The sequence below is a fragment of the Mycobacterium neumannii genome (assembly GCF_002245615.1).
GTDB lineage: Bacteria > Actinomycetota > Actinomycetes > Mycobacteriales > Mycobacteriaceae > Mycobacterium > Mycobacterium neumannii_A.
In genome coordinates this window covers 23,117-44,487 of sequence record NZ_NKCO01000023.1, presented here as the reverse complement: position 1 = coordinate 44,487, position 21,371 = coordinate 23,117, and the positions used below count along the sequence as shown (strand labels likewise).

Genomic DNA, 21,371 nt, shown 5'->3' with positions numbered 1-21,371 from the left:
CGGCGGGCTAGCCTGCCTTGCTCGTACGCCGCGCGTCCCGCAACCCCGCCCAGAACCTGGCGGCCTCACGGATCGACTCCTCAACGGGCCTTGGACTCCAACGCAATTCGCGTCGGGCCTTGCTGCAATCCACTGGCGCTTCCGCACGCATCAGCCGCAGCGAGCCGAGCGAGAACTTCTCGTCCTTGCCGGTCACCCGCGCCTTGGCGGTGCCTAGGGCGGCCATCGCGTAGGAGACCGGCAGCGGGAGCGACTTCGTCGGCGCAGGCATCCCCGCGGCTTCGGCCGCGATGCGCACCACCTCCGCATTGCTGATCATCTTCTCCGAGATCAGGTACCGCTCGCCGACTCGACCGTGCTCGGCGGCAAGGATCATGGCGCGCGCCGCGTCGTCGACACCCACGGCCTCTAACTCGATGCCGCGCATCACGAACGGCAGCTTGCCGAACGCCGCCCCGGCGATGATCGCGCCGTGCGGGGTGCGGCCCCAGTCGCCGCCGCCGTAGGTGGTCGACACGCACATCGCCACCGCGGGCACGCCGTGCTCGCGCGCATATTGCAGCACCAGCGTCTCGGCCTGCACCCGCGACCGCACATACGGCGTCAGACCTTTGTCCACGATCACGTCGTCCTCGGTCGCCACGTGCCCACGCCTGCGGCCGACCGTCACATAGCTGCTGGTGTAGACGAACCGCCGCAGACGCATGTCCTTGGCGACCTCGAGCACGTTTCGGGTGCCTTCGACGTTCGTATAGAACAGCGGCGTGGGGTCCTTGAGCCAGCCGCGCGTGTCCACGACGCAGTAGTACACGTCGTCGACTCCGGTCATCGCCGCGCGCAGCGTGGCGTTGTACCAGATGTCTCCGAGGAAACGCTGCACGGGCAGATCGTCAATGCTCTTGGTGTTCGCGTTCGGGCGGACCATGACGCGGACGTCGTGACCGGCGGCCACCAGCTGCCGGGTGACATGGGATCCCAGGAAACCGTTGGCCCCGATGACCAGCTTGCTCACTTGCCTCCTCCGTACTGCTTCATCCACTCCTCGGCCTCAGGCGGCAAGGTGCCGAGTTCGGCGGCCTTACGGCACCATTTGACCGTCGCCTTGACGAACCGCAACGGGTTGTAGATGTCCTCTTGCCGTCGCCACAGTCCGTCGCCGGCGTAGGTGACGATCGAGATGTTGGTGGCGCTGATGACGGTGCCGTCGCCGGGGTCGCGCATCGGGTTGTCCAGCTCGCAGATGATGCGGCCGGTCGGCGCGTCGATCACGGTCCACCGCGACGGGAACGACGTCATGTAGCTACCGGGAAACGACTCCATCGTCTTCCAGATCCAGGGGCGCACCTGTTCGCGGCCGCGCATGGTGCCCGCCGCGTGCTCGACGTAGATGACGTCGTCGGTGTACTGGTCGACCCAGGGATCCCAGTCGCGGGTCTGTGCGGCGCGGTCGACCGTCGCCTCGAACTGTTCGAATGCCGCGGCCAATTCGTCGCGGCTGAAGGTGCTGCCCGTCACACCAGAACTAGAACACGTTCTACCGAGCTTGTCGAGGGTCAGAACGCGGTCAGCACCTGGCGGCTGCCCAGCGGATTCTGCAGCGGGACGTCGAGGATCCCCGACACCGCGATCATGATGCAGGGCCGGCCCGCGGCTTCGGGAAGCGCGCCGCCGACGAGTTCGACGGTGACGGTTTCGGGTGTCTCCTGCACGGTCGCGTGCACGCCGTAACACTGCGGTGTGCCGGTGGTGAAATGCACCCCGATGGCGCGGTCGCCCGCGACACGGTTGTATGACTCGGCGCGCATCGGGTGCGGGTCGACGATCGCGGGATTGTCGATGAACAGCAGGCCCGGATAGCCAGGCCGTTCGGGCAGCACCGCCGTCTCCGCCGATGCCGCCGGGGCCGCCCACAGGGCCAACGCAGCGGCGATCACAGCGAGGAACAAGCGCATCACACAACCGTAATCGCCGGCTGGAACATGGCGGTCGGTTCGGTGGTTATACAGGCACTATGGCAAAGCAATACAACAAGAATCCGGCCGCGGTGAACGCGTTGTCGCCGGAGCAGTACCAGGTCACACAGAAAAACGGCACCGAGCGGCCCTTCACCGGCGAGTACTGGGACAACCACGAGCCGGGCATCTACGTCGACGTGGTCTCCGGCGAGCCGTTGTTCGCCTCGGTCGACAAGTTCGACAGCGGGACCGGGTGGCCCAGCTTCACGCGTCCGATCGAAGCGACCAACGTCGTCGAGAAGCGCGACTTCTCGCACCTGATGGTCCGCACCGAGGTGCGCTCGGCGCACGGCGACAGCCACCTCGGTCACGTCTTCACCGACGGCCCCCGCGCAGAGGGTGGGTTGCGCTACTGCATCAACTCGGCTTCGCTGAGGTTCATCCACCTCGACGACCTCGAGGCCGAGGGGTATGGCGAGTACAAGAAGCTGTTCGTAAATGAGGAGGCGCAAGCATGAGCGACCACAAGACGGCCATCCTGGCGGGCGGTTGCTTCTGGGGCATGCAGGATCTGATCCGTAGGCAACCGGGCGTGGTGTCGACGCGCGTCGGCTACACCGGCGGCGAGAACGCCAACCCCACATACCGCAACCACCCCGGCCACGCCGAGGCGATCGAGATCGTCTACGACCCGGCGCGGACCGACTACCGCGCGCTGCTGGAGTTCTTCTTCCAGATCCACGATCCGACCACGAAGAACCGTCAGGGCAACGACGTCGGCACCAGCTACCGGTCGGCGATCTTCTACCTCGACGACGAGCAGAAGCGCGTCGCGCTGGACACCATCGCCGATGTCGACGCGTCAGGACTGTGGCCCGGCAAGGTCGTCACCGAGGTGACCCCGGCCGCCGACTTCTGGGAGGCCGAGCCCGAGCACCAGGATTACCTGGAGCGGTACCCGAGCGGCTACACCTGCCACTTCCCGCGCCCGGGCTGGAAACTGCCCAAGCGCGAAACGGCCAACCAGTAGCGCGCTAGCTGCGGTGGCGCACCACGACGCGGCCGCCGTCCTTCGGGGTGAACGCGATCCCGCGGAAGTGCACCTTCTCGTCGGGTGCGTCATCGGTCTCGATCACGAAGTGGCGCAAGATCGTTCGCAGGACGACGTCCATCTCGACGTTGGCGAACGCGGCACCGATGCACCGGCGCGTCCCGCCGCCGAACGGCACCCACGCCGTCGGCGGACGCTTACCCAGGAACCGGTCGGGATCGAAGCGTTCGGGGTCGGGGAACACGTCTGGGTTGGCGTGCATGTTCGCCAGCGCGACCATCACGGTGTAGCCGTGGGGGATCCGCCACTCGCCGGCGTCGAAATGCGGTGCGAGCACATGGCGTCCGGAGAAGTCGATGACGGTCCGGTTGCGCTGCAGCTCGTTGATGAAGGCCTGGCGGTACTCGTTGCCGCCGGCGTCGTTCTCCTCGACCAGTTTGGCCAGCACCGCGGGATGGCGGCGCAACCGTTCGAATGCCCAACCCAGCGTCGACGCGGTCGTTTCGTGGCCGGCACCCAGGAGGGTGAGCAGCTCGTCGGAGATGTCCTGGTGCGACATCGGGGTGCCGTCCTCGTAGGTGCTGCCCAGTAGCAGCGCCAGGATGTCGGTGCGCTCCTCGCGGGCGGGGTCGGCCTCGGCTTTGTCGATCAACGCGAACACGGTCCGATCGAAGTTGCGCCGGAACGTCTCCAGTCGGCCCCACGGGCTGTAGGGACCGGTCTTGAACGGCGGCTCGGGCAACGTCGCCATGCGCGAACCGAGCTTGGCCCACGGCGGGATGATCTCGCGCAGATAGTCCAGTTCGGCCCCATCGGCCCCGAACACGGTGCGCAGAATGACATTCAGCGTGATCCGGTTCATCGGTTCGAGCGTCGCGAACTCGACGCCCTCTGGCCAGGTCGCGGTCTCGCGGAGCGTCTCCTCCTCGATGATCTTCTCGTAGTTCTTGATGCTCTGGCCGTGAAACGGCGGTGCGAGCAGCTTGCGGCGCTTGCGGTGCTCGACGCCGTCAAGCGCGAAAACCGAACCGGGGCCGAAGATCCGGCTGAGGTTCGGCTGCACGTTGATCAGGTCGTCGGTGCTCGCCAGATACACGGTGCGGATCAGCGCCGGATCGGCGATCACCACGCTGCGACCGAAGAACGGCACGTTGATCGCGAACACCGGACCGTATCGCTGAAGCGCTTTGCCCAGAAACCAGCGGCGGAATCCCGCCATCAGCACCATCTGAACGGGTTTGGGCAGCGGTACCGCCGGCGGCAACTTGCCGGGCGTGACCGGTGCTTGCTGGTCGGCGGCGGTGGCGTTCGTCATCGGTTCCTTCACTCCTCCTGCGCGAGCGGTGTCTTGCGGCGGTGCACCACGATGCGGCCGCCGTCCTTCGGGGTGTAAGCCACGCCGCGCGAGTGCGTCTTCTCCGCAGGCGCCGCCGTGGTGTCGATCACGAAGTGGCGCAATACAGTCCGCAGCACCACGTCCATCTCGACGTTGGCGAACACGGCGCCGACGCAGCGGCGGGTGCCTCCGCCGAACGGGATGAAGGCGAAGGTCGGCGGTCGCTCGTCGAGGAAGCGCTGGGGGTCGAAGCGCGCGGGGTCGGGAAACTCAGCGGCCCTGTCGTGCATCAGCGAGATGCTCGCCAGCATCGTATAGCCCTGTGGGACAACCCATTCACCCAGCTCGAAGGTGGGCGAGTAGACGTGTCTGCCCGCGAAGTCGATCACCGTGCGCGACCGCTGCACCTCCGCGAGCACGGCCTGCCGGTAATCGTTGCCGTCGGTCTCCGCCTCGATTACCAGCTTGGCAAGGACGTCGGGGTGGCGGGTGATCCGCTCGAACGCCCAGGCCAGGGTCGAGGCCGTGGTCTCGTGTCCGGCCGCAAGGAGGGTCAGCAGTTCGTCGCCGATGTCCTTGCGGGACATGGCGCTACCGTCCTCGTAGGTGCTGCCGAGCAACAGCGCAAGAACGTCGGTCCGCTCGTCGAACCCGGGATCGGCCGCGACCCGGTCGATCAGCTTGTCGATGGCCTCGTCGTACTGCCTGCGGTACTCGGCCAGCCGCCCCCACGGACTGAACCGGCCGTACGTGCGGGACGGAGCGGGCAGCGACGCCAGGCGCGAACCGAGCGTCACCCACGGCGGGATGATGCGCCGCAGGTCGTCCAGCTGTTCACCGTCGGCGCCGAACACCGCACGCAGGATCGCGTTGAGCGTGATGCGCATCATCGGCTCCAGTGTCGGAAACGCTTGACCCTCGGGCCAGTTCGCCGATTCGCGCAGGGTCTCCTCTTCGAAGATCGCCTCGTAGTTCTTGACGCTCTTGCCGTGGAACGGCGGTGTCAGCAGGCGCCGCCGGCGCCGGTGTTCAGACCCGTCGAGCGCGAACACCGAACCGGGGCCCAGCACCCGCGAGAGATTGGGTTGGATGTTGCCGACGTCGTCGGTGTTGGCCATGAACATCTGTTTGGCAAGTTGCGGGTCGCCGATGACGACCGTGCGGCCGAAGACCGGGACGTTCATCGTGAAGACCGGGCCGTGGAGGCGGGCGAACTGGGCGACGGTCCAGCGCCGGGAAACCGCGAATGCGAGACCCAGCAGCGGCTTGGGAATCCGCGCCTTCGGCGGCAGCTTGACCGCGGCAGGCGACGCCGCTGCGGGTGTGGGCTTATCGACGACCAAAGCTTCGCTCATGACGCTCCCAGCCTGTTCCCCGGTACTACGATGTACCGTAGGTTCGTGTAGTACGGTACCGCTTGGTACCAGCAGGCGCAAGGCTGTCGAGGAGGCGGTATGACCACTGCGCTGGACAACGGCGCGCATACCGCGGCCGACGGCGCGTTCCGTGACCGCCTGCTCGACGGTATGGCCGCCTCGATCACCGAACGCGGCTATCGCGACACCACCGTCGCCGACATCGTGCGGCAGGCGAGAACCTCCAAGCGCACGTTCTACGAACAGTTCGCGAGCAAAGAGGAATGTTTGATCGAGCTGCTGCGGCGCAACAACGAGACGATGATCGCCGGGGTGCGCGCAGCGGCGGACCCCGATGCCGACTGGCGCGCCCAGATCCGCTCGGCGGTGACCGCCTACGTCGACCACATCGCGGCGCGACCGGCCATCACGCTGGCGTGGATTCGCGAGGCGCCGGCACTAGGCGCTGTCGCACATCCGCTGCATCGCGAGGCCATGGAGAATTTCACCGACATGCTGGTCGACATCAGCAGCACGCCGGGCTTCGAACGCGCTTCGCTGACTCCGATATCGCGTCCGTTGGCGCTCATCATCCTTGGCGGCCTGCGCGAGCTGACCGCCCTCTTCGTCGAGGATGGCCACGACCTGGGCGGCATCATCGAGCCGGCGATCACCGCGTCGGTGGCGATCCTCGGCTCGCGCTGACGGTCAGTTCAGGATCAGCCGCGCCGATTTCTCCAGTCGCTCCGCGATTTCGGTGTACGACGCATATCCCATGCCCGCGCGCACCAGCGCACCGGAGTACAGCATCTCCAGCGTGTCGATGACGTCGGGATCCGTGTCGGCGCCCAAGGCCGCGGCCAGCCGGTCTCGGATCTCGCGGCCGATGCGCAGCCGCAGCACCTCGACGTCGGGGTCGCGACCCAGCAGCGCCGTCGTCACCGCACCGGCGAACGTGGGCTCGTCGGCGACCAGCAAGGCGATGTGGCGCAGCACCTCGATGACCCGTGCGGCGGGGTCCTCGGACTCGTGTGCCGCCGGTGGAGATGCCGCGAGCCTGCGCCAGAACACCTCGGCGACAAGGTGTTCCTTGGAGGAGAAGTAGGTATAGGCGGTGGCCGCCCCGACGCCGGCATCGGCGGCCACGCGGCGCACGGTGAGACCGGCGAACCCCTCGCGGTTAAGGAGTTCCACCGCGGCGCGGCCGAGGCGGTCGACAGTGTCGGCTTGTTTGGCGGTCAGACGGCGCCGAGTCGACTCCAAGGCCGTGTCGGACACATGTCCGGACGCTACTACAACACCCCTGCACCAGCAATGATCCGCTGCGACTAGATTGAGTCACCGATGCGCACCACAGACGAACTCTTCGCCCTTGCCGAGAAGGTCATCGGATTCATGCCCGCCGACGAGGGCCGGGCCCTGTTCGACGCGGCCGTGAAGTATCTCGGCGACGGCATCGGCGTCGAGATCGGCACGTACTGCGGCAAGTCCACCGTGCTGCTGGGCGCCGCCGCACAGCAGACCGGCGGCGTGATCTACACCGTCGACCACCACCACGGCTCAGAAGAACACCAGCCGGGCTGGGAGTACCACGACGAGTCGATGGTCGATCCCGTCACCGGCGTGTTCGACACGTTGCCGACGGCTCGGCACACGCTCGACGCCGCGGGCCTCGACGACCACGTCGTCGCGATCGTCGGCCGGTCACCGGTGGTGGCGCGGGGATGGCGAACTCCGTTGCGCTTCCTGTTCATCGACGGCGGCCACACCGAGGAAGCCGCACAGCGCGATTTCGACGGCTGGGCCAGATGGGTGGAGGTGGGCGCGGCGCTCGTCATCCACGACGTGTTCCCCAACCCTGACGAGGGTGGGCAGGCGCCGTTCCACATCTACCAGCGGGCGTTGAACACCAACCATTTTCGCGAGGTCTCGGCAACCGGATCCATGCGGGTGCTCGAGCGCACGGACGGCGTCGCCGGCGAGCCGCTGGACTAGCGGTCGCTGGTCGCGCACTCGCAGTCGTACTCGCCTTCGAGCCCGCGCGGAAGGTCTGCGCCCCGGAAGATTCCACTGGCGGCCGACGTCGACGACAGCGCGTCTGCGGCCAGGATCATCGCCGCGCCGGTCCACGTCGTACGTTCCTCCGGCCAACGCTTGCCGTCGGCGAACACCAGACCCGTCCAGTAGGAGCCGTCGTCCTCACGCAGATGGTGCATCGCTGCGAACTGCTCCCTGGCACGCACCGCGTCACCAATCGCATCCAAAGCCAGTACCAGTTCACAGGTTTCGGCCCCGGTCACCCACGGCCGGTCGTCGACGCACCGGATACCCAGTCCGGGAACCACGAAGTCGTGCCACCGCTCGTCGATCCGCATCCGCGCCGCGGGACCGCGCACCGCGCCGGTGAGCACCGGGTAGTACCACTCCATCGACCAGCGGTCCTTCACCGTGAACGCCTCGGGATGGTGGGCGATCGCATGGCCGAGCCTGCCGACCGCGACCTCCCATTCCGGCTGCGGGTCGTCGAAGTAGTCCGCGAGCGCCAGCGCGCACCGGATGCTGTGGTAGATGCTCGCGCACCCCGTCAGCAGGGCCTCGGGTTCGATGGCCGAAGGACTTCTCGCCCAGGCGATCTCACCGCCACTGAGCTGCATGCCGAGCACGAAGTCGATCGCCTTGGTGACCACCGGCCACATCGTCTCCGCGAAACGGCGGTCACCGGTGACCAGCACGTGGTGCCAGACGCCGGTGGCGATGTAGGCGCAGAAGTTGCTGTCGCTGTTGGCGTCCTCGATGACACCGTTGCGCAACTGCATGGGCCACGATCCGTCGCGGCGCTGATGCGTGCGCGACCACTCGAACGCCGCGCGTGCCGGCTCCAGCAACCCGGCGACCGTCAGCGCCATCGCGTTCTCGATGTGATCCCACGGATCGGTGTGGCCACCGTCGAACCACGGCAGCGCACCCGAGGACTCCTGGTTAGCGGCAATCGATTTCGCGGTCTGACGGCACTGTTCGGGTGTCAGCACCCCGGGAACGCCCGGGACGCCGTCGAGTTTAGGCGTCAGCACCGGCACCCACCGGTTTCGTGAAGTACAACGCGACGCTCTTGCCGATCAGCGGGTTGAGCAGCGACTCGGCCGTCTTGGTCAGCCAAGGGCGGCTCATCATGTCCCACACCAACATCCGGTGGTATGCCTTCACCGCGACGTGATCCGAATTCTCGGTTCCCACCGCGCATTTGAGCCACCAGTACGGGGAGTGCAAGGCATGCGCATGATGGGTGTGCTCGAGCCGGAGGCCGTGGGCGAGCACTTTGTCGCGCAGCCGGTCGGCGTGATAGATCCGCACGTGCCCGCCCTCGTTGGCGTGGTACTCATCGGACAGCACCCAGCAGAGCTTCTCGGGGAGCCAACGCGGCACGGTGACGGCAAGCGTTCCGCCGGGCTTGAGCACCCGGACCAGCTCGGCGATCGCCTTCTCGTCCTGGGGCACGTGTTCGAGGATCTCCGAGGCGATCACACAATCGAAAGTGCCGTCGGCATAAGGCAGATCGAGCGCGTCACCCTTGACCGCCTCGGCCTTGGCCGTCGGCGGCGCCTCACCCTGCTCGCGCATGGCTGTCAGGATCTCGTCGACGTCGTTGAGATCGGCGGCGCTCTGGTCGAACGCGACGACGTCCGCCCCGCGCCGGAAGGCCTCGAAGCTGTGCCGGCCCGCGCCGCAACCCACGTCGATCACCTTCGTGCCCTCGCCGACGCCGAGCCGGTCGAAGTCGACCGTCAGCATGCGCCGACCCGTTCGCGTGCCATCTCGTAGACCGCAACCGTCTGCGCGGCAACCGATTGCCAGCTGAACACCTCCACCGCGCGTTTGCGTCCGTTCGCACCGAGGCGGGCCAGCTCACGCGGTGAGTCGAGTAGTTCGCCGAGCACCGCGGTCAATTCGTCGACGTCGGCGGGCTTCACCAGCCGGGCGCAATCGCCGTCGGCACCCACCACCTCGGGCAGCGCACCGGCGCGGCTGGCCACGATGGGCGTGCCGCTGGCCATCGCCTCCACCGCCGGCAACGAGAACCCCTCGTAAAGCGATGGGATGCAAGCGACTTCGGCCGAGGCCAGCAGGTCGGCCAGCTCGCTGTCGGACAACCCGCTGGAGCTGTGCACGATGTCGGAAATGCCGAGCTCGGCGATCAGCTTCTCGGTGGGACCGTTCGGTTCGAGCTTGGCGACCAGCTGCAGTTCGAGATCGCGTTCGACGCGCAGCCGGGCCACCGCGTGCAGCAGGTGCCTGACGCCTTTGAGGGGAACATCGGCGCTGGCGATCGCGATGATGCGGTTGCGCACCCGTCGCTCGGCGGGCTTGAACATCGCGGTGTCCACGCCCAGCGGCACAACGTGCAGCTGGCTGGGCGCGACGCCGAAGTCCTCGGCGATGTCAGCCGCCGACGTCGACGACACGGTCAGCAGTTCGGGGATCTCGCAGGCCACCTGCTTCTGCATCTCGGCGAAGCCGTACCACCGTCGCACCAGCGGTTTGCGCCACCACTTGGCCGCCGCGACGTCAACCACCTTGTCGCGGGTGATCGGGTGATGCACGGTGGCGACCACCGGAAGGCCGAGGCCGGCGATCTTGCGGAGCCCGGTGCCCAGGCACTGGTTGTCGTGCACGACGTCGAACTCGTGGCGACGTTCAGCCAGCAACCGCGCGGCGCGCAGGCTGAACGTGCGCGGTTCGGGGAAGCCCGCCGTCCACGTGGTCAGCAGCTCGAGCAGGTCGATCGACGTCTTGATCTCGTTGGGCCACGGAATCCGGAACGGATCGGGTTCCCGGTACAGGTCCAGGCTGGGCACCTCGGTCAGCCGAACGCGGGGATCGAGTTCCTCCGGGTAGGGCTGGCCCGAGAACACCTCGACCTCGTGGCCCAGGTCCGCGAGGCCGCGCGACAGGTAGCGGACGTAGACGCCCTGCCCACCACAGTGGGTCTTGCTCCGGTACGACAGAAGTGCGATGCGCATGTTCAACTCAAGACGATGCGCAGAAGCGGCTGAATCCAGGGCCGGTGAGCTGGACAAATCGTGTCACGCAACAACTCCGAACCTTCTGGACATGTGTCCAGACTATAGTTTGACGTGCTAGCGGACGCAACGCGACCGTGATGCCTTGACTATCACAGTGACCGGGGGTGCTGCCCGTCGGCCTCTCGGTTCCCCGGTCCGGCGACCGGGTATCCGCCGGTCATGAGCAGACACATCGAGGCGACCTTCCAGATCGCCAGCTGGGATGAGACGCCGTTCGAGAACGGCGACGAAGCCACCAAGCTCACCGAGGCCCTGGTGACGAAACGCTACGAGGGCGACATCGAGGGCACGTCGACGACCAAGTGGCTGTTGGCCTACGGACCGGACAAGAGCGCGCTGTTCGTCGGCATCGAGCACGTCACCGGCACCATCGCGGGCGCGACCGGCGGCTTGGTGTTGCTGCACGACGGCGCCTACCGGGACGGCGTGGCCAGTGGAGAGGTGCGGATCGCATCGGGCACCGGCGGGCTGGCCGAGGCGGCCGGCAACGGGAAGTTCCGCGCCGACCCTGCGGGAGCACTGACCCTCGACGTCGACGGTCTGGACATCGCGGTCACCTAGGTCACAGGCGCTGCGGTAACCGACGGGGTCGCCCTGGTAACGGGCGTGCGCCACCAGATAGTGGAATGACTCCCCCGAGCGGCCCCTTAAGATTGGCTGCGTGCAATCGGCCCATCGGCGTGACGTGAGCGTTTGCCCTGCGCAACGGGCAGATTTCAGTTTGCTGCCGGTGTCGTGGCACACCGCCGACCAGTCCGGCCGCCGTGGAGGTGCGTAGCGCGTGCGCCTCTTCGAACGCGTCGGCGTGCTGACGGCTGTGCTGTTGCTGACCTTGATCGCCGCCCCTCCGGCGGCGGCGATCGAGCCGCCGACAATCGATCCCGCGGCCGTGCCCCCGGATGAGACCGGGCCGGATCAGCCGATGGAGCAGCGCCGGGTCTGCTCGGCGCCGACGGTGTTTCCGAACGCGAACTTCGCCGACCGGCCCTGGGCGAACGACTACCTGCGGTTGTCCGAGGCGCAGAAGTTCGCGACGGGCGCGGGCGTGACGGTCGCGGTGATCGACACCGGCGTCGTCGGCTCACCGCGGGTGCCCGCCGAACCGGGCGGAGACTTCGTCGACCAGGCCGGGAACGGCATGTCGGACTGCGATGCGCACGGCACGTTGACAGCGTCGATCATCGCGGGCCGGCCCGCGCCGAACGACGGCTTCGTCGGCGTCGCGCCCGACGCCCGCATCCTGTCGCTGCGCCAGACCTCCGAGGCGTTCCAGACGGTGGGGACGCGCCAGGACCCCAACGACCCGAACGCCACCCAGACCGCAGGATCGCTACGCAGCCTCGCGCGCGCGGTGGTGCACGCGGCCAATCTCGGCGCGCAGGTCATCAACATCAGCGAGGCGGCCTGCTACAAGATCACCCGCCCGATCAACGAGACCAGCCTTGGCGCCGCGATCAACTACGCGGTCAACGTCAAGGGCGCGGTCATCGTCGTCGCCGCGGGCAACACCGGCCAGGATTGCGCGCAGAACCCGCCCGCCGATCCCGCCGTTCCGACCGACCCGCGCGGTTGGAAGCAGGTACAGACGATCGTCAGCCCGGCCTGGTATTCACCCCTGGTGCTGACGGTCGGCGGGATCGCTCCGAACGGACAACCGAGCACGTTCTCGATGTCGGGTCCGTGGCTCGGCGCCGCGGCGCCTGCCGAGAACCTCGTCGCGCTCGGCTACGACGGCAATCCGGTCAACGCGCTGCAGGGCCAGGACGGCCCGATCCCCATCAGCGGGACGTCGTTCGCCGCGGCCTACGTCTCCGGGCTGGCGGCGCTGCTCAAACAGCGCTTCCCCGCGCTCACGCCGGCCCAGATCATGAACCGGATCACCGCGACGGCGCGTCACCCGGGCGGCGGCGTCGACAACTATGTGGGCGCCGGGGCGGTCGACCCCGTCGCCGCGTTGACGTGGGACGTGCCTCCCGGCCCGGAGCAGGTGCAGTACCGGGTCAAGGAGCTTCCGCCGCCGGTGTTCACCCCGCCGCCGGATCGCGGGCCGATCACCGCGGTGGTCGTCGCCGGAGCCGGGCTTGCGGCCGCGCTCGGACTCGGCGCGCTGGCCCGTCGCGCTTTGAGGCGCCGATGAACAGGGTCCTCGGCATGTTCGGCCTGCGCTTCACGACGGGCCACGCGATCTGGGCGGCGGCGCTGATCCCCGCGACCGTACTGGTGTTCGCCGAGCTCGACCTGTTGTGGCTCGGAATCACTCTCGCGGTGCTGATCGCGCTGGGTTCGGTGGTGACCATCCGCGGGCTGCGGATCACCGGTTGGGTGGCGGCGGTGTTCGCGTGGCGGCGCAGGCACCGCGACGTTCCGCAGCGTCCGTCCGAACCCGCGGTGGGCGCGACTGTGATGCCGGGCGATCACGTCGCCGTGCGATGGCAGGACGAGCACCTGACCGCGGCGATCGAACTGGTGCCGCGTCCGTTCACCCCGACGGTGATCGTCAACGGCGCGGCGTTCACCGACGACGTCGTCGACACCCGGCTCGTCGAACAACTCGTGGCCGCGCACTGCCCGGACGTGGAGGCCGACGTGGTGTCGTCGGGGTATCGCGTCGGCAAAACCGCTCCCGCAACGCTGATTTCGCTGTACGAGCAGGTAGTAGGTCCGTACCCGGCTCCGGCGAGCCGGCGCACCTGGATCGTGCTGCGCGCCGACCCCGAGTCCACGCGCAAGTCGTCGCAGCGCCGCGAGTCCGGGGTGGCCGGGCTTGCGCGGTACCTGGTGTCCTCGGCCACCCGGATCGCGGATCAGTTGGCCGGCAACGGAATCGATGCTCGCCCCGCGCGCAGTTTCGACGATCTCGACCGGGCCACCGAGATCAGTTTCGAGCGTGAGACATGGTCGGCGATCAAGGGCCGCAGCACGTTCACCGCGGCCTACACCGCGCCGGGCGGACCGGACGTGTGGTGGTCGGCGCGCGCCGACCATACGATCACCCGGGTCCGCATCCGGCCCGGTGAGGCCCCGCGCTCGACGGTGCTGCTGACCACTTTGGCCAATCCGGCCACACCGCGCGGCTTTTCGTGTCTGTTCGGCGGGCAGCGGGCGGCTCTGCACGGCATCAGCCCGGTCGGCGACCGCCACTACGAGCTGCCGATCGGGTCGGCGGGGGTGCTGGTCGGTGAGACCGCCGACCGCTACCCCGTCTACATACCGTTCGACGACATCGACGTGAGCATCAACCTCGGCGACTCGCGGCTGTTCACCCAGTTCATCGTGCGGTCGGCGGCGGCAGGCGCCGTGGTCACCCTGACGCCGCAATTCAACGAGTTCGCCGGATACGTCAACGCCAGGATCGGGGACGAGGCCAAGGTGGCGTGGCCGCATGCGACGACGTACTTGAGCCCGCACCCGGGCCTCGGCCGGGTGACGTTGCGCAACAACTACATCGAGACGCCCCGTCATCGCCAATTGCCGATAAGGCTGATCAATCCGCGCGAGGAAAGTCGCTACCAGATGGTCCTCGAGGGCTGAGCCGACATGCGGGCGCAGGGGTAACGATGGGCGAGATCCAGCGGGTCGAACCGGCGGAGCTCACCAAGCAGTCCGCAGAGATGCACGGGACGCAGTGGCACACCCCCGTCGCCGAAGCGGTGGTGCCGCCGGATGCGCTGCCGTCCTCGGCGGCCGCGGTCGCCAACCTGAACGCGAACGCGCAGTCGCTGCTGGAGTTTCAGCGGTGGGCCGAGACGGAGAACCAGCGCATCGCCGAGATGCTGCAGATCGCCGCCGACGCCTACACCGAGGTCGACGAAACCTGCGGACGAGCGATCGAGAACCCCGACCGACGGGCAGCGGTCGAGGCGATCGCGGTGCCCGCCTCGGCGACGCCGCCGCCCGCGCTTCCCCATCCGGTCGGCACTCCGCAGCCACTCGATGCGGCCGGCTACAGCGACGTGCACGAGACGCAGGCTGACCTGGTCGCCGGGGACGACGGTGCATCGCTGAAAATGGCTATGCTGCAGTGGGGTCTGGCCAGTACCCGAGTCAGGGACGCCGCGCCGCGGCCGCCCAGCGGCGACTGGGAGGGCCGGGCCGCCGACGCCGCGTACGCGAGGATGGCCGAGTTCAGCGGCTGGCTGGAACAACTCGCCGAGGGCTGGCACGACCTCGCGGAAGCGGCAGCAAAAATCGTTGCGGCACATGACGTCGCGAAGGCCGAGCATGCAGGAATCCATACCGAGTACGTGGCGTTGGAGACCCAGCTGCGTGAGCTCGCGGCGCAGACGACGGTGGGCAACTCTGTCGCGACTTCCAACGAGATGGCCAAGATCGGAAGGCGGCTGCAGGAGCTGCAGCAGCGGTCCGACGACGTGCGCCAGGACTATGCGAGCGGCGCCACCTTCTCACCCGTGCGGCCCGCGATGCCGTCCAGCCCGGACGCCGACAGCGCCTCCGTCGTCGGTGGCCCGGGCGGCACACTCGCACAACCCGGTGGCGGTCGCGCGGGTGTGCCGTCGTCCGGCCCGCTGCCGTCCGGGACCGCGGACCGGGCCGGTGGTGCGGCGCGCCCGGGTGGCGCTTCGCCCGGAGGTCGCGCTCCGGCCGGCGGTGGTGCGCCGTCGAGCGGTGGTGCGCCCTCGGGCGGTGGTGCGCCGGCCGGGGCTGCGGCGTCAGGCCCGAAGTCGACCGATCCGCACGTGCGCCCCGCTGCTGTCGGCGGCGCCGGAGCGGGCGGCGGAAGAGGGGGTGGCGCCGCCGGCAGCGGCGGCGGCGGTGGCATGCCTGCGACGCCGATGTCGGCCCCGGTGACCGCGGAGACGGTCGCACCCGCCCCGACCGTGCCTGCCGCGGCGGGCGGCGCACCGGGATCATCGACGGACGGCCGCGCGGGTACGCCCATGGCCGGCGGTATGGCCCCGATGGCGCACGGTGCGGGCGCCCAACAGGGCAAGGAAAAGCGGCGCGATCCCCGAGTCGCGCCCGACGAGGACCTCTACACCGAGGACCGGCCGTGGACCGAGGCGGTCGTCGGCATTCGCAGGCGCAGGGCGGTCTCCGACGGCGAGAGCCGAGACGACACGTGAGCGACGACATGCACCCCGACGTCGCCGCCGTGTTGCGGCAGGCCCAGCAGTTGCAGTCGCTCATGGACGAGCAGCTGGACCGAATGAATGCTCAAACCTTCACCGGCACCGACGAATCCGAGACTGTACAGGTGACGTTGGACGGTCACCACCAGCTGACGGGCGTGGTCATCGAGGACGGCCTGCTGAGCCTGGGCTTCGAGGAGGTCCAGAAGCGGCTCAACGAGGCGCTGGATTCCGCGACGGCCGCGGCCACCGCGTCGCTGGAGGCCGACCGGGACCGGATCGACGCCGCCGTCGCCGACATCACCGACGGGAACCGCTAGCGCACACCCTCTTTCGCGTACACCACGCGTAACACGTGGGCCACCTCCGGCCCCATCACCGTGTCGGCGAGTTCACAGAAGGTGGCCACGAACTGCGGTCCGTGCGGCGGCGCCGCCTCGCACAGGTGGTGTGCGATCTCGTGCAGCACCACCAATTCGCGCAGCGCCCAACGGGTCCGGACTTCGGGCACCGCGATGACGGCGCCATCGTCGTCGAGTTCGTAGTGAGCGGCGCTGGCTCCCCGCCTGGGCCGCACGTGCAGCGGGGCCACCCGTGGCCAACGTCGACGCACTGCGGGCATCGCCAGTACCTCATCGACATAACGCTGCACCGACTCCACCGACGCGAACCGTGCCTCGGGCGGCAGGGTCAACGAGGTCCCGAAGAAGTCGATGGCGCGGTTGCCGTGCTCGGCGGCCCGGTCGAACAACGTCCGGACGAACTCCTCGGCGGCGTACACCTTCGCCCTCTGGGTGTCGCGCGGCGTCACGTCTCCCCGGAGGCGCGGCGCCCATTCGCGGGCAGCGCCGAACGCGCATTGGCGATTTCCGGGCTGGGCCCGAGCCTGGCCTTGCGGCCCGCGCGGTCACCGGCACGGCGGGCGGCCGAGGAGTAGCCGGCCGTCGCGCTGGTCGCCCGCCACGTCCCGCGCGCCTCGGAGGTTTCGCGGTAGAAGTCGCGCAACTCGAGGTCCTTGTCCCGCAACGCGATCGCGGTGCCCGGCTGGCTGTCGCGGCTGTTCGTGGCCTCCCGGCGTGCTTCCTCCCGCGCCTCGACCAGCCGCTGGCCGATGCGGGCGCCGAACGCCAACTGGAAGTTGATCCGCGCGGTGATGGTGGGCGTGGGGCGGTGAGCGCCCGACTCGATGTAGGCCTGCGAGGCCCTGACCATTTGCATGACCAGGCCCGCGTACAGCGCATGGCTGGCGTCGATGTCCTCGGGAAATCCGTAGGCGTAGACGAATGTCGAGTTCGACGCGACATCGCATTTCACGTCGTTGGCGTGTGCGATCACGGTGAACAACTGCACATACGTCCGCAATCCTCGGGTGCCCGCGTTGCCGATCGTGATCGTGCGCTGCACCGGCATCTGCGCCTTCGTGCGCTGATCGGAGTGCGACCGCGCCACGGCCAGGTCGATGGAGGTGGCCGTCGCCAACCGCTGCGCCGCGGCCATGAACGCCTCCGCCTCGTGCGCGTTGTCGGTGCCTTCGGCCTGCCGCAGCAGGGCGGCGATGCGGGCCAGCATCTTGTCGTCACTCATGGCGCCAGATTAGGGCTGCTCGGCGACAAAGCGGTCCAGCGCTTCGACAACCTGTGGAGAAAGCGGATCTTGGGAGGCGTAGTTGGCGACGTTGTCGCTCGGGTCGTCGCGCAGCACGTGGTTGACGCCCTTGAGTTCCACGACCGTCAGCGCGGTGTGCCCAAGCGCGTCCGCGAGGGGTCGGATCGAGTCGCACGATGCCTGCGCGTCGGAGTCCGAACAGGTCAGCAGCACCGGTGTGCCCGCGGGCACCTTGGCCGCCAGCGTCAGCGGGTCGATCTTGTCGGCTTCGACGACCGCATTGACGTTGCCCGGGTTCAGCATCGCGCCGAGTCCCTCGGGCAGGTTCGCAGGCGCCGTCCCCGTGGTCCGGACCTGCTCGACGGCCGCCAGCCACGCGGTCAGGGTTCCTGCAGCGGCGCCGGCGCGCACCCGGTTGGTGATCATGTCGAGGTAGCGGCCGGGCAGCGGCTGAAAGAGGCCGAGCGCGTGGATCTTTGGAGCACCGGCGTCGGTGTCACCGGCCAGCGTCATCGCGTGGATGGTGCCTTCGCCCACCGCGTAGACCGAGATGCGGGAGTCGTCGGTCCGCGGCTGATCGGCCAGGTAGCGCACCGCGGCCTTCGCGCCCGTGGTGTAGACCGAACTGACCACCTCGGTGGGCCGCTGCGCGTACGGGCCGAGACCGGTCTGGCCGGTGCCGACCTTGTCGTAGCGCAGGCTGGCCACGTCGCGGTCCGACAACAGTTCGGCGAGTTGGCGCATGTTGCCGACCGGCCCGGCGACCTGGTTGTCGCCGTTTCGGTCCGTGGCGCCGCTCTCGGAGATCAGCAGCGCGGCGGGCCCCACCGTGTCGCCGGTCTCGTGCCGGTAAGTGCCGTGGATGGTCAGCTCGTCGGCGGTGAAGCCGACGTTCTCGTCGACCCACTGCACGTCGCCCGAGGGCGAACATCCCGACAGTACGATGATCAGTGAAAGCGCCCCCGCGACAACTGCTTTCAAAGCTTGGCCTCGATCCACGAGGTGACGTCGTCGAGGACGAGGTCACGCTCGGGCTCGTTGAACACCTCGTGGTAGAGGTCGGGATAGACCTTCAGGTGCGCATCGGTCGATGCGACACACGACAACAGGTGGCGGCTGCCCGCGACGGGGATGAGCTTGTCCTGTTCGCCGTGCACCACCAGCAGCGGCGCGGTGAGCGCGGACGCCCGCTGCGGCATCGTCTCGCCGACCTTGATCAGCGCCTTGGCCACCCCGGCGGGGAGCTTGCCGTGGTGCACCATCGGGTCGGCCATGTACGCGGCCACCACGTCGGGGTCCCGCGACACCGCTTCGGTGGGCAGTTGCTCGACGGGCAGGCCCGGCAGGATGCCGCCGAGGACCTTGGCCACAGTGATCATGACCGGTGACACCGCGTCGTGGGCGTAGACGGCGGGCCCCGACAGCACCATCGCGGTGTAATCGTCGGGGTGCTCGACGCCGTAGGCGAAGACGACGCCGCCGCCCATGCTGTGGCCGACGACGATGAGCGGCAGGCGGGGGTGCTCTTCGGCGGCGATCGTCACCAGGGTTCCGAAGTCGCCGGTGTATTCGCCGATGTTGCGCAGGTAAACCCGTTTGCCATCGGAGCGCCCGTGGCCGCGCAGGTCGAGCGCATAGGTGAGCAGACCGGCCTCGCCGAACCGCTGCGCGACGTGGTCATACCGGCGGGCGTGCTCGGCGTATCCGTGGCACAGCACGACCACACCGCGCGGATCACCCTCGGGAGTCCAGACGTCGTAGACGATGCGCACACCGCCGATACCGTCGAAGCTGCGTTCGCTGCGGGTCGTGGCCACGCAGCGAGACTATCCGTTGTCGGACCCACTGATTAAGCTCGGCGGCGTGACGGTCCTGGCCCACGATGTCGACGACAGCAGCGCCGAGGATGCCTTCCTGGCCGATGCCCAGCGGTATCGCCGTGAACTGCTCGCGCACTGCTACCGGATGACCGGTTCCCTGCACGACGCCGAGGATCTGGTGCAGGAGACCTATCTGCGGGCGTGGAAGTCGTTCAGAGGCTTCGAAGGCAAATCGTCGGTTCGCACGTGGCTGTACCGGATCGCCACCAACACCTGCCTGACGGCGCTGGAGAGCAGGCAGCGCAGGCCGCTGCCGACGGGCCTCGGCGCCCCGAGTTCCGATCCGCTCGACGACATCGTCGCCCGTGAGGAGGTGCCGTGGCTCGAGCCGCTGCCCGATCAGGCGGTCGACCCGGCCGACCCGTCGGTCATCGTGGGCTCTCGCGAATCCGTGCGGCTGGCATTCGTCGCGGCACTTCAGCACCTCTCACCGCGGCAGCGCGCCGTTCTGGTCATGCGCGACGTGCTGCAGTGGAAAGCGTCCGAAATCGCCGACGCGGTCGGCGCGTCGACGGCGGCGGTGAACAGCCTGCTACAGCGGGCGCGTGCGCAGCTGGACGCCGTCGGCCCGAGCGAGGACGACGAGCTGCGCGCGCCGCAGTCGCCGGAGGCCCAAGACCTGCTGACGCGCTATATCGCAGCGTTTGAGAGCTACGACGTCGACAAGCTCGTCGAGTTGTTCACCGCGGATGCCGTGTGGGAGATGCCGCCGTTCGACGGCTGGTACCAGGGCCCGGAGAACATCGTGGCTCTGTCGAAAACGCACTGCCCTGCCGAAGGGCCCGGGGATATGCGGTTCATTCGGACCACCGCCAACGGTCAGCCGGCCGCCGCGCTCTACATGCTCAACCGCCAGACCGGGGCACACGAGGCCTTCCAGATGCACGTGCTCGACGTGACGGCCCGCGGCATCGCGCACGTCGTGGCGTTCCACGCCACGACCTTCGCCCCCTTCGGGCTCGCCGACACCGTCTGAACTACGGCTTACGGCCCAGCGCGTACTCGTCGATGGTCAGGCCCACCTTTTCCGCTTCGGCGCGCTCATAGGCGATGTCGTGCCGGTAGCCGAGCACGACGCTGGTGATCAACGCGATCGAGATGACGCCCTCGGCGATGAAGAACGCCACGAAGTCGATGAGCGAGCCGATCGGCGGGCCGCCGGGCACGGCGTTGCGCAGAGGGATCAGTGCGAACAGGATCGCCGCCATCATCGAGCAGGCTGGCAGGACAAGACCTCTGCGCCACCGCAGCGCGTAGTAGGACGCCGTGACGGCGGCCGCGGCCAACCCGAGCATGAGCAGCATCACGAACACGGCGAACACCAGCGTCGGTGCGCTGCGGTGCAGGAAAAGATCCGCGTCGACGCTGTCGCCTTCGACGTCCGGGTCGGGGCCCAGCGCGACCCGGAAGAAGGAGTCGTTGTTGAACACGGTGAGCGTCGTGGGCAGCGAGGTGCCGTCGTCGGCCGCGATGTTGAGCCCCAGGAAGGCGGTGTAGCGATCGAAGGGGTAGTCGGTCGGGATTCCGACCATGCCGAACTTCTGCTCGATGACAGGCACGGTCTCTCCGCTCGGCAGGTTCACCGAGGCGTTGGTGAAGGAATTGCTCAGCAGCTTGGTGTCCAGGTTCAGATGGCCGTCTTCATCGGCGTACTTCCCGTTGGCCTCGACGTCGGTGATCGTCGCCGCCACCGTCGTCGTCTCGGTGTCGACCCGGTTCACCCACACGGTGAGATCGATCCGGTCGGGCTTGTCGAAGTCGCCGAGTTGCAGACCGTCCTCGGCCCAGTGCCTGCTGGACGCGTACAGCGCGAGGTTGCCCGCCATCAGCAGCACCAGCGCCACAGCGAAGACGGTAAACGCTCGCACAGCGCGCCATCGCGGCGAAGGTGTGCTCATCGCGGGCAGCGTATTACGAAGGTGCGCACCAAAGCGGCTCGACGCGCAGGTGGCTGGCCTACCGCGGTGTCTGCGATGGGCCGAAGCCCTCATCTGCGCAGTTCACAGCGGAGTTGACAC

At 68.3% G+C, this 21,371-nt stretch carries 24 protein-coding genes; 10 read left to right on the top strand and 14 right to left on the bottom strand.

Features of this window, described 5'->3' with window-relative positions:
• Positions 1–7 precede the first annotated feature (7 nt).
• Genes CEX88_RS21275 through CEX88_RS21265 form a run of 3 tightly spaced genes read right to left on the bottom strand, consistent with a single transcriptional unit; the run spans position 8 to position 1,952 of the window.
• Positions 8–1,012 (bottom strand): NAD-dependent epimerase/dehydratase family protein, encoded by a 1,005-nt coding sequence (locus CEX88_RS21275; RefSeq protein ID WP_094295005.1) that lies wholly within the window; start codon positions 1,010–1,012, stop codon positions 8–10.
• On the bottom strand, positions 1,009–1,515 hold the full coding sequence (locus CEX88_RS21270; protein WP_094295004.1) for a nuclear transport factor 2 family protein: 507 nt from the start codon (positions 1,513–1,515) through the stop codon (positions 1,009–1,011). The genes CEX88_RS21275 and CEX88_RS21270 overlap by 4 nt, the downstream gene beginning before the upstream one ends.
• A 38-nt stretch (positions 1,516–1,553) precedes the next feature.
• Positions 1,554–1,952, bottom strand: a complete 399-nt coding sequence (locus tag CEX88_RS21265; protein WP_094295003.1) for a hypothetical protein — start codon at positions 1,950–1,952, stop codon at positions 1,554–1,556.
• A gap of 59 nt (positions 1,953–2,011) precedes the next feature.
• On the opposite strand from CEX88_RS21265, the gene msrB reads away from it, so the two are divergent.
• Positions 2,012–2,473, top strand: coding sequence for a peptide-methionine (R)-S-oxide reductase MsrB (gene msrB, locus CEX88_RS21260; protein WP_094295002.1), 462 nt, complete (start codon positions 2,012–2,014; stop codon positions 2,471–2,473).
• Positions 2,470–2,985: a peptide-methionine (S)-S-oxide reductase MsrA gene (gene msrA / locus CEX88_RS21255; protein WP_064418161.1), complete on the top strand. Its 516-nt coding sequence runs from the start codon at positions 2,470–2,472 to the stop codon at positions 2,983–2,985. Before msrB ends, msrA begins: the two co-directional genes overlap by 4 nt.
• A gap of 4 nt (positions 2,986–2,989) precedes the next feature.
• Here the strand turns inward: msrA and CEX88_RS21250 are convergent, their stop codons facing one another.
• Both CEX88_RS21250 and CEX88_RS21245 read right to left on the bottom strand, forming a co-directional pair.
• A complete protein-coding gene (locus tag CEX88_RS21250) occupies positions 2,990–4,321 on the bottom strand; it encodes a cytochrome P450 (protein ID WP_094295042.1) in 1,332 nt (443 codons plus the stop codon).
• A gap of 8 nt (positions 4,322–4,329) precedes the next feature.
• Positions 4,330–5,697, bottom strand: coding sequence for a cytochrome P450 (locus CEX88_RS21245; RefSeq protein WP_094295001.1), 1,368 nt, complete (start codon positions 5,695–5,697; stop codon positions 4,330–4,332).
• Positions 5,698–5,796: 99 nt separating this feature from the next.
• On the opposite strand from CEX88_RS21245, the gene CEX88_RS21240 reads away from it, so the two are divergent.
• Entirely contained in the window at positions 5,797–6,402 is a 606-nt protein-coding gene (locus CEX88_RS21240) for a TetR/AcrR family transcriptional regulator (RefSeq protein WP_064395038.1), read from the top strand.
• 3 nt (positions 6,403–6,405) lie between these two features.
• Here the strand turns inward: CEX88_RS21240 and CEX88_RS21235 are convergent, their stop codons facing one another.
• Entirely contained in the window at positions 6,406–6,975 is a 570-nt protein-coding gene (locus CEX88_RS21235; RefSeq protein ID WP_066841911.1) for a TetR/AcrR family transcriptional regulator, read from the bottom strand.
• A 66-nt stretch (positions 6,976–7,041) separates the two neighbouring features.
• Between CEX88_RS21235 and CEX88_RS21230 the strand changes: the two genes are divergently transcribed.
• The gene (locus tag CEX88_RS21230; protein WP_094295000.1) at positions 7,042–7,692 is read left to right on the top strand and encodes a class I SAM-dependent methyltransferase; all 651 of its coding nucleotides are present in this window, start codon (positions 7,042–7,044) and stop codon (positions 7,690–7,692) included.
• Here the strand turns inward: CEX88_RS21230 and CEX88_RS21225 are convergent.
• The 3 genes from CEX88_RS21225 to CEX88_RS21215 are packed head-to-tail and all read right to left on the bottom strand — an operon-like array spanning position 7,689 to position 10,715.
• Entirely contained in the window at positions 7,689–8,768 is a 1,080-nt protein-coding gene (locus tag CEX88_RS21225) for an MMP endo-(1,4)-3-O-methyl-alpha-D-mannosidase (RefSeq protein ID WP_094295041.1), read from the bottom strand. The two genes, CEX88_RS21230 and CEX88_RS21225, sit on opposite strands and share 4 nt — an antisense overlap.
• Positions 8,755–9,486 (bottom strand): class I SAM-dependent methyltransferase, encoded by a 732-nt coding sequence (locus CEX88_RS21220; protein WP_067080230.1) that lies wholly within the window; start codon positions 9,484–9,486, stop codon positions 8,755–8,757. Before CEX88_RS21220 ends, CEX88_RS21225 begins: the two co-directional genes overlap by 14 nt.
• Entirely contained in the window at positions 9,480–10,715 is a 1,236-nt protein-coding gene (locus tag CEX88_RS21215) for an MMP alpha-(1->4)-mannosyltransferase (protein WP_094294999.1), read from the bottom strand. Before CEX88_RS21215 ends, CEX88_RS21220 begins: the two co-directional genes overlap by 7 nt.
• A 222-nt stretch (positions 10,716–10,937) precedes the next feature.
• On the opposite strand from CEX88_RS21215, the gene CEX88_RS21210 reads away from it, so the two are divergent.
• The 5 genes from CEX88_RS21210 (at position 10,938) to CEX88_RS21190 (ending at position 16,188) form a co-directional block, all read left to right on the top strand.
• On the top strand, positions 10,938–11,339 hold the full coding sequence (locus CEX88_RS21210; protein ID WP_094294998.1) for a DUF3224 domain-containing protein: 402 nt from the start codon (positions 10,938–10,940) through the stop codon (positions 11,337–11,339).
• A gap of 220 nt (positions 11,340–11,559) precedes the next feature.
• The gene (mycP, locus tag CEX88_RS21205; RefSeq protein ID WP_094294997.1) at positions 11,560–12,915 is read left to right on the top strand and encodes a type VII secretion-associated serine protease mycosin; all 1,356 of its coding nucleotides are present in this window, start codon (positions 11,560–11,562) and stop codon (positions 12,913–12,915) included.
• On the top strand, positions 12,912–14,309 hold the full coding sequence (gene eccE / locus CEX88_RS21200; RefSeq protein ID WP_094294996.1) for a type VII secretion protein EccE: 1,398 nt from the start codon (positions 12,912–12,914) through the stop codon (positions 14,307–14,309). The genes mycP and eccE overlap by 4 nt, the downstream gene beginning before the upstream one ends.
• Positions 14,310–14,335: 26 nt before the next feature.
• Entirely contained in the window at positions 14,336–15,862 is a 1,527-nt protein-coding gene (locus tag CEX88_RS21195) for a PPE domain-containing protein (protein WP_094294995.1), read from the top strand.
• Positions 15,859–16,188 carry a YbaB/EbfC family nucleoid-associated protein gene (locus CEX88_RS21190; protein WP_238382144.1) on the top strand — a complete coding sequence of 110 codons (330 nt, stop codon included), beginning with the start codon at positions 15,859–15,861 and terminating at the stop codon, positions 16,186–16,188. The genes CEX88_RS21195 and CEX88_RS21190 overlap by 4 nt, the downstream gene beginning before the upstream one ends.
• On the opposite strand, the gene CEX88_RS21185 is transcribed toward CEX88_RS21190, so the two are convergent.
• From CEX88_RS21185 to CEX88_RS21170, 4 genes are read right to left on the bottom strand one after another with little or no spacing between them, the layout of a single operon-like run.
• A complete protein-coding gene (locus CEX88_RS21185) occupies positions 16,185–16,679 on the bottom strand; it encodes a TIGR04338 family metallohydrolase (protein ID WP_094294994.1) in 495 nt (164 codons plus the stop codon). The two genes, CEX88_RS21190 and CEX88_RS21185, sit on opposite strands and share 4 nt — an antisense overlap.
• A complete protein-coding gene (locus CEX88_RS21180) occupies positions 16,676–17,452 on the bottom strand; it encodes a DUF2786 domain-containing protein (RefSeq protein WP_094294993.1) in 777 nt (258 codons plus the stop codon). Before CEX88_RS21180 ends, CEX88_RS21185 begins: the two co-directional genes overlap by 4 nt.
• 9 nt (positions 17,453–17,461) lie before the next feature.
• Complete coding sequence (locus CEX88_RS21175; protein WP_420799239.1) at positions 17,462–18,424, bottom strand: alpha/beta hydrolase family protein; 963 nt, start codon at positions 18,422–18,424, stop codon at positions 17,462–17,464.
• A 26-nt stretch (positions 18,425–18,450) separates the two neighbouring features.
• Positions 18,451–19,290: an alpha/beta hydrolase gene (locus CEX88_RS21170; RefSeq protein WP_094294991.1), complete on the bottom strand. Its 840-nt coding sequence runs from the start codon at positions 19,288–19,290 to the stop codon at positions 18,451–18,453.
• A gap of 16 nt (positions 19,291–19,306) precedes the next feature.
• Here CEX88_RS21170 and CEX88_RS21165 point away from each other — a divergent pair, with 16 nt between their 5' ends.
• The gene (locus CEX88_RS21165) at positions 19,307–20,329 is read left to right on the top strand and encodes a sigma-70 family RNA polymerase sigma factor (RefSeq protein ID WP_094294990.1); all 1,023 of its coding nucleotides are present in this window, start codon (positions 19,307–19,309) and stop codon (positions 20,327–20,329) included.
• Position 20,330: 1 nt separating this feature from the next.
• Here the strand turns inward: CEX88_RS21165 and CEX88_RS21160 are convergent, their stop codons facing one another.
• The gene (locus CEX88_RS21160; RefSeq protein WP_094294989.1) at positions 20,331–21,251 is read right to left on the bottom strand and encodes a DUF4436 family protein; all 921 of its coding nucleotides are present in this window, start codon (positions 21,249–21,251) and stop codon (positions 20,331–20,333) included.
• Positions 21,252–21,371: the final 120 nt, after the last annotated feature.

Coding starts and splice junctions, on each gene's coding strand:
- CEX88_RS21220 (WP_067080230.1), bottom strand. CDS start 9,486: ATGCTGACGGTCGACTTCGACCGGCTCGGCGTCGGCGAGGGCACGAAG.
- CEX88_RS21210 (WP_094294998.1), top strand. CDS start 10,938: ATGAGCAGACACATCGAGGCGACCTTCCAGATCGCCAGCTGGGATGAG.
- CEX88_RS21230 (WP_094295000.1), top strand. CDS start 7,042: ATGCGCACCACAGACGAACTCTTCGCCCTTGCCGAGAAGGTCATCGGA.
- CEX88_RS21215 (WP_094294999.1), bottom strand. CDS start 10,715: ATGCGCATCGCACTTCTGTCGTACCGGAGCAAGACCCACTGTGGTGGG.
- CEX88_RS21195 (WP_094294995.1), top strand. CDS start 14,336: ATGGGCGAGATCCAGCGGGTCGAACCGGCGGAGCTCACCAAGCAGTCC.
- CEX88_RS21160 (WP_094294989.1), bottom strand. CDS start 21,251: ATGAGCACACCTTCGCCGCGATGGCGCGCTGTGCGAGCGTTTACCGTC.
- CEX88_RS21265 (WP_094295003.1), bottom strand. CDS start 1,952: ATGCGCTTGTTCCTCGCTGTGATCGCCGCTGCGTTGGCCCTGTGGGCG.
- eccE (WP_094294996.1), top strand. CDS start 12,912: ATGAACAGGGTCCTCGGCATGTTCGGCCTGCGCTTCACGACGGGCCAC.
- msrB (WP_094295002.1), top strand. CDS start 2,012: ATGGCAAAGCAATACAACAAGAATCCGGCCGCGGTGAACGCGTTGTCG.
- CEX88_RS21245 (WP_094295001.1), bottom strand. CDS start 5,697: ATGAGCGAAGCTTTGGTCGTCGATAAGCCCACACCCGCAGCGGCGTCG.
- CEX88_RS21240 (WP_064395038.1), top strand. CDS start 5,797: ATGACCACTGCGCTGGACAACGGCGCGCATACCGCGGCCGACGGCGCG.
- CEX88_RS21180 (WP_094294993.1), bottom strand. CDS start 17,452: ATGAGTGACGACAAGATGCTGGCCCGCATCGCCGCCCTGCTGCGGCAG.
- CEX88_RS21250 (WP_094295042.1), bottom strand. CDS start 4,321: ATGACGAACGCCACCGCCGCCGACCAGCAAGCACCGGTCACGCCCGGC.
- msrA (WP_064418161.1), top strand. CDS start 2,470: ATGAGCGACCACAAGACGGCCATCCTGGCGGGCGGTTGCTTCTGGGGC.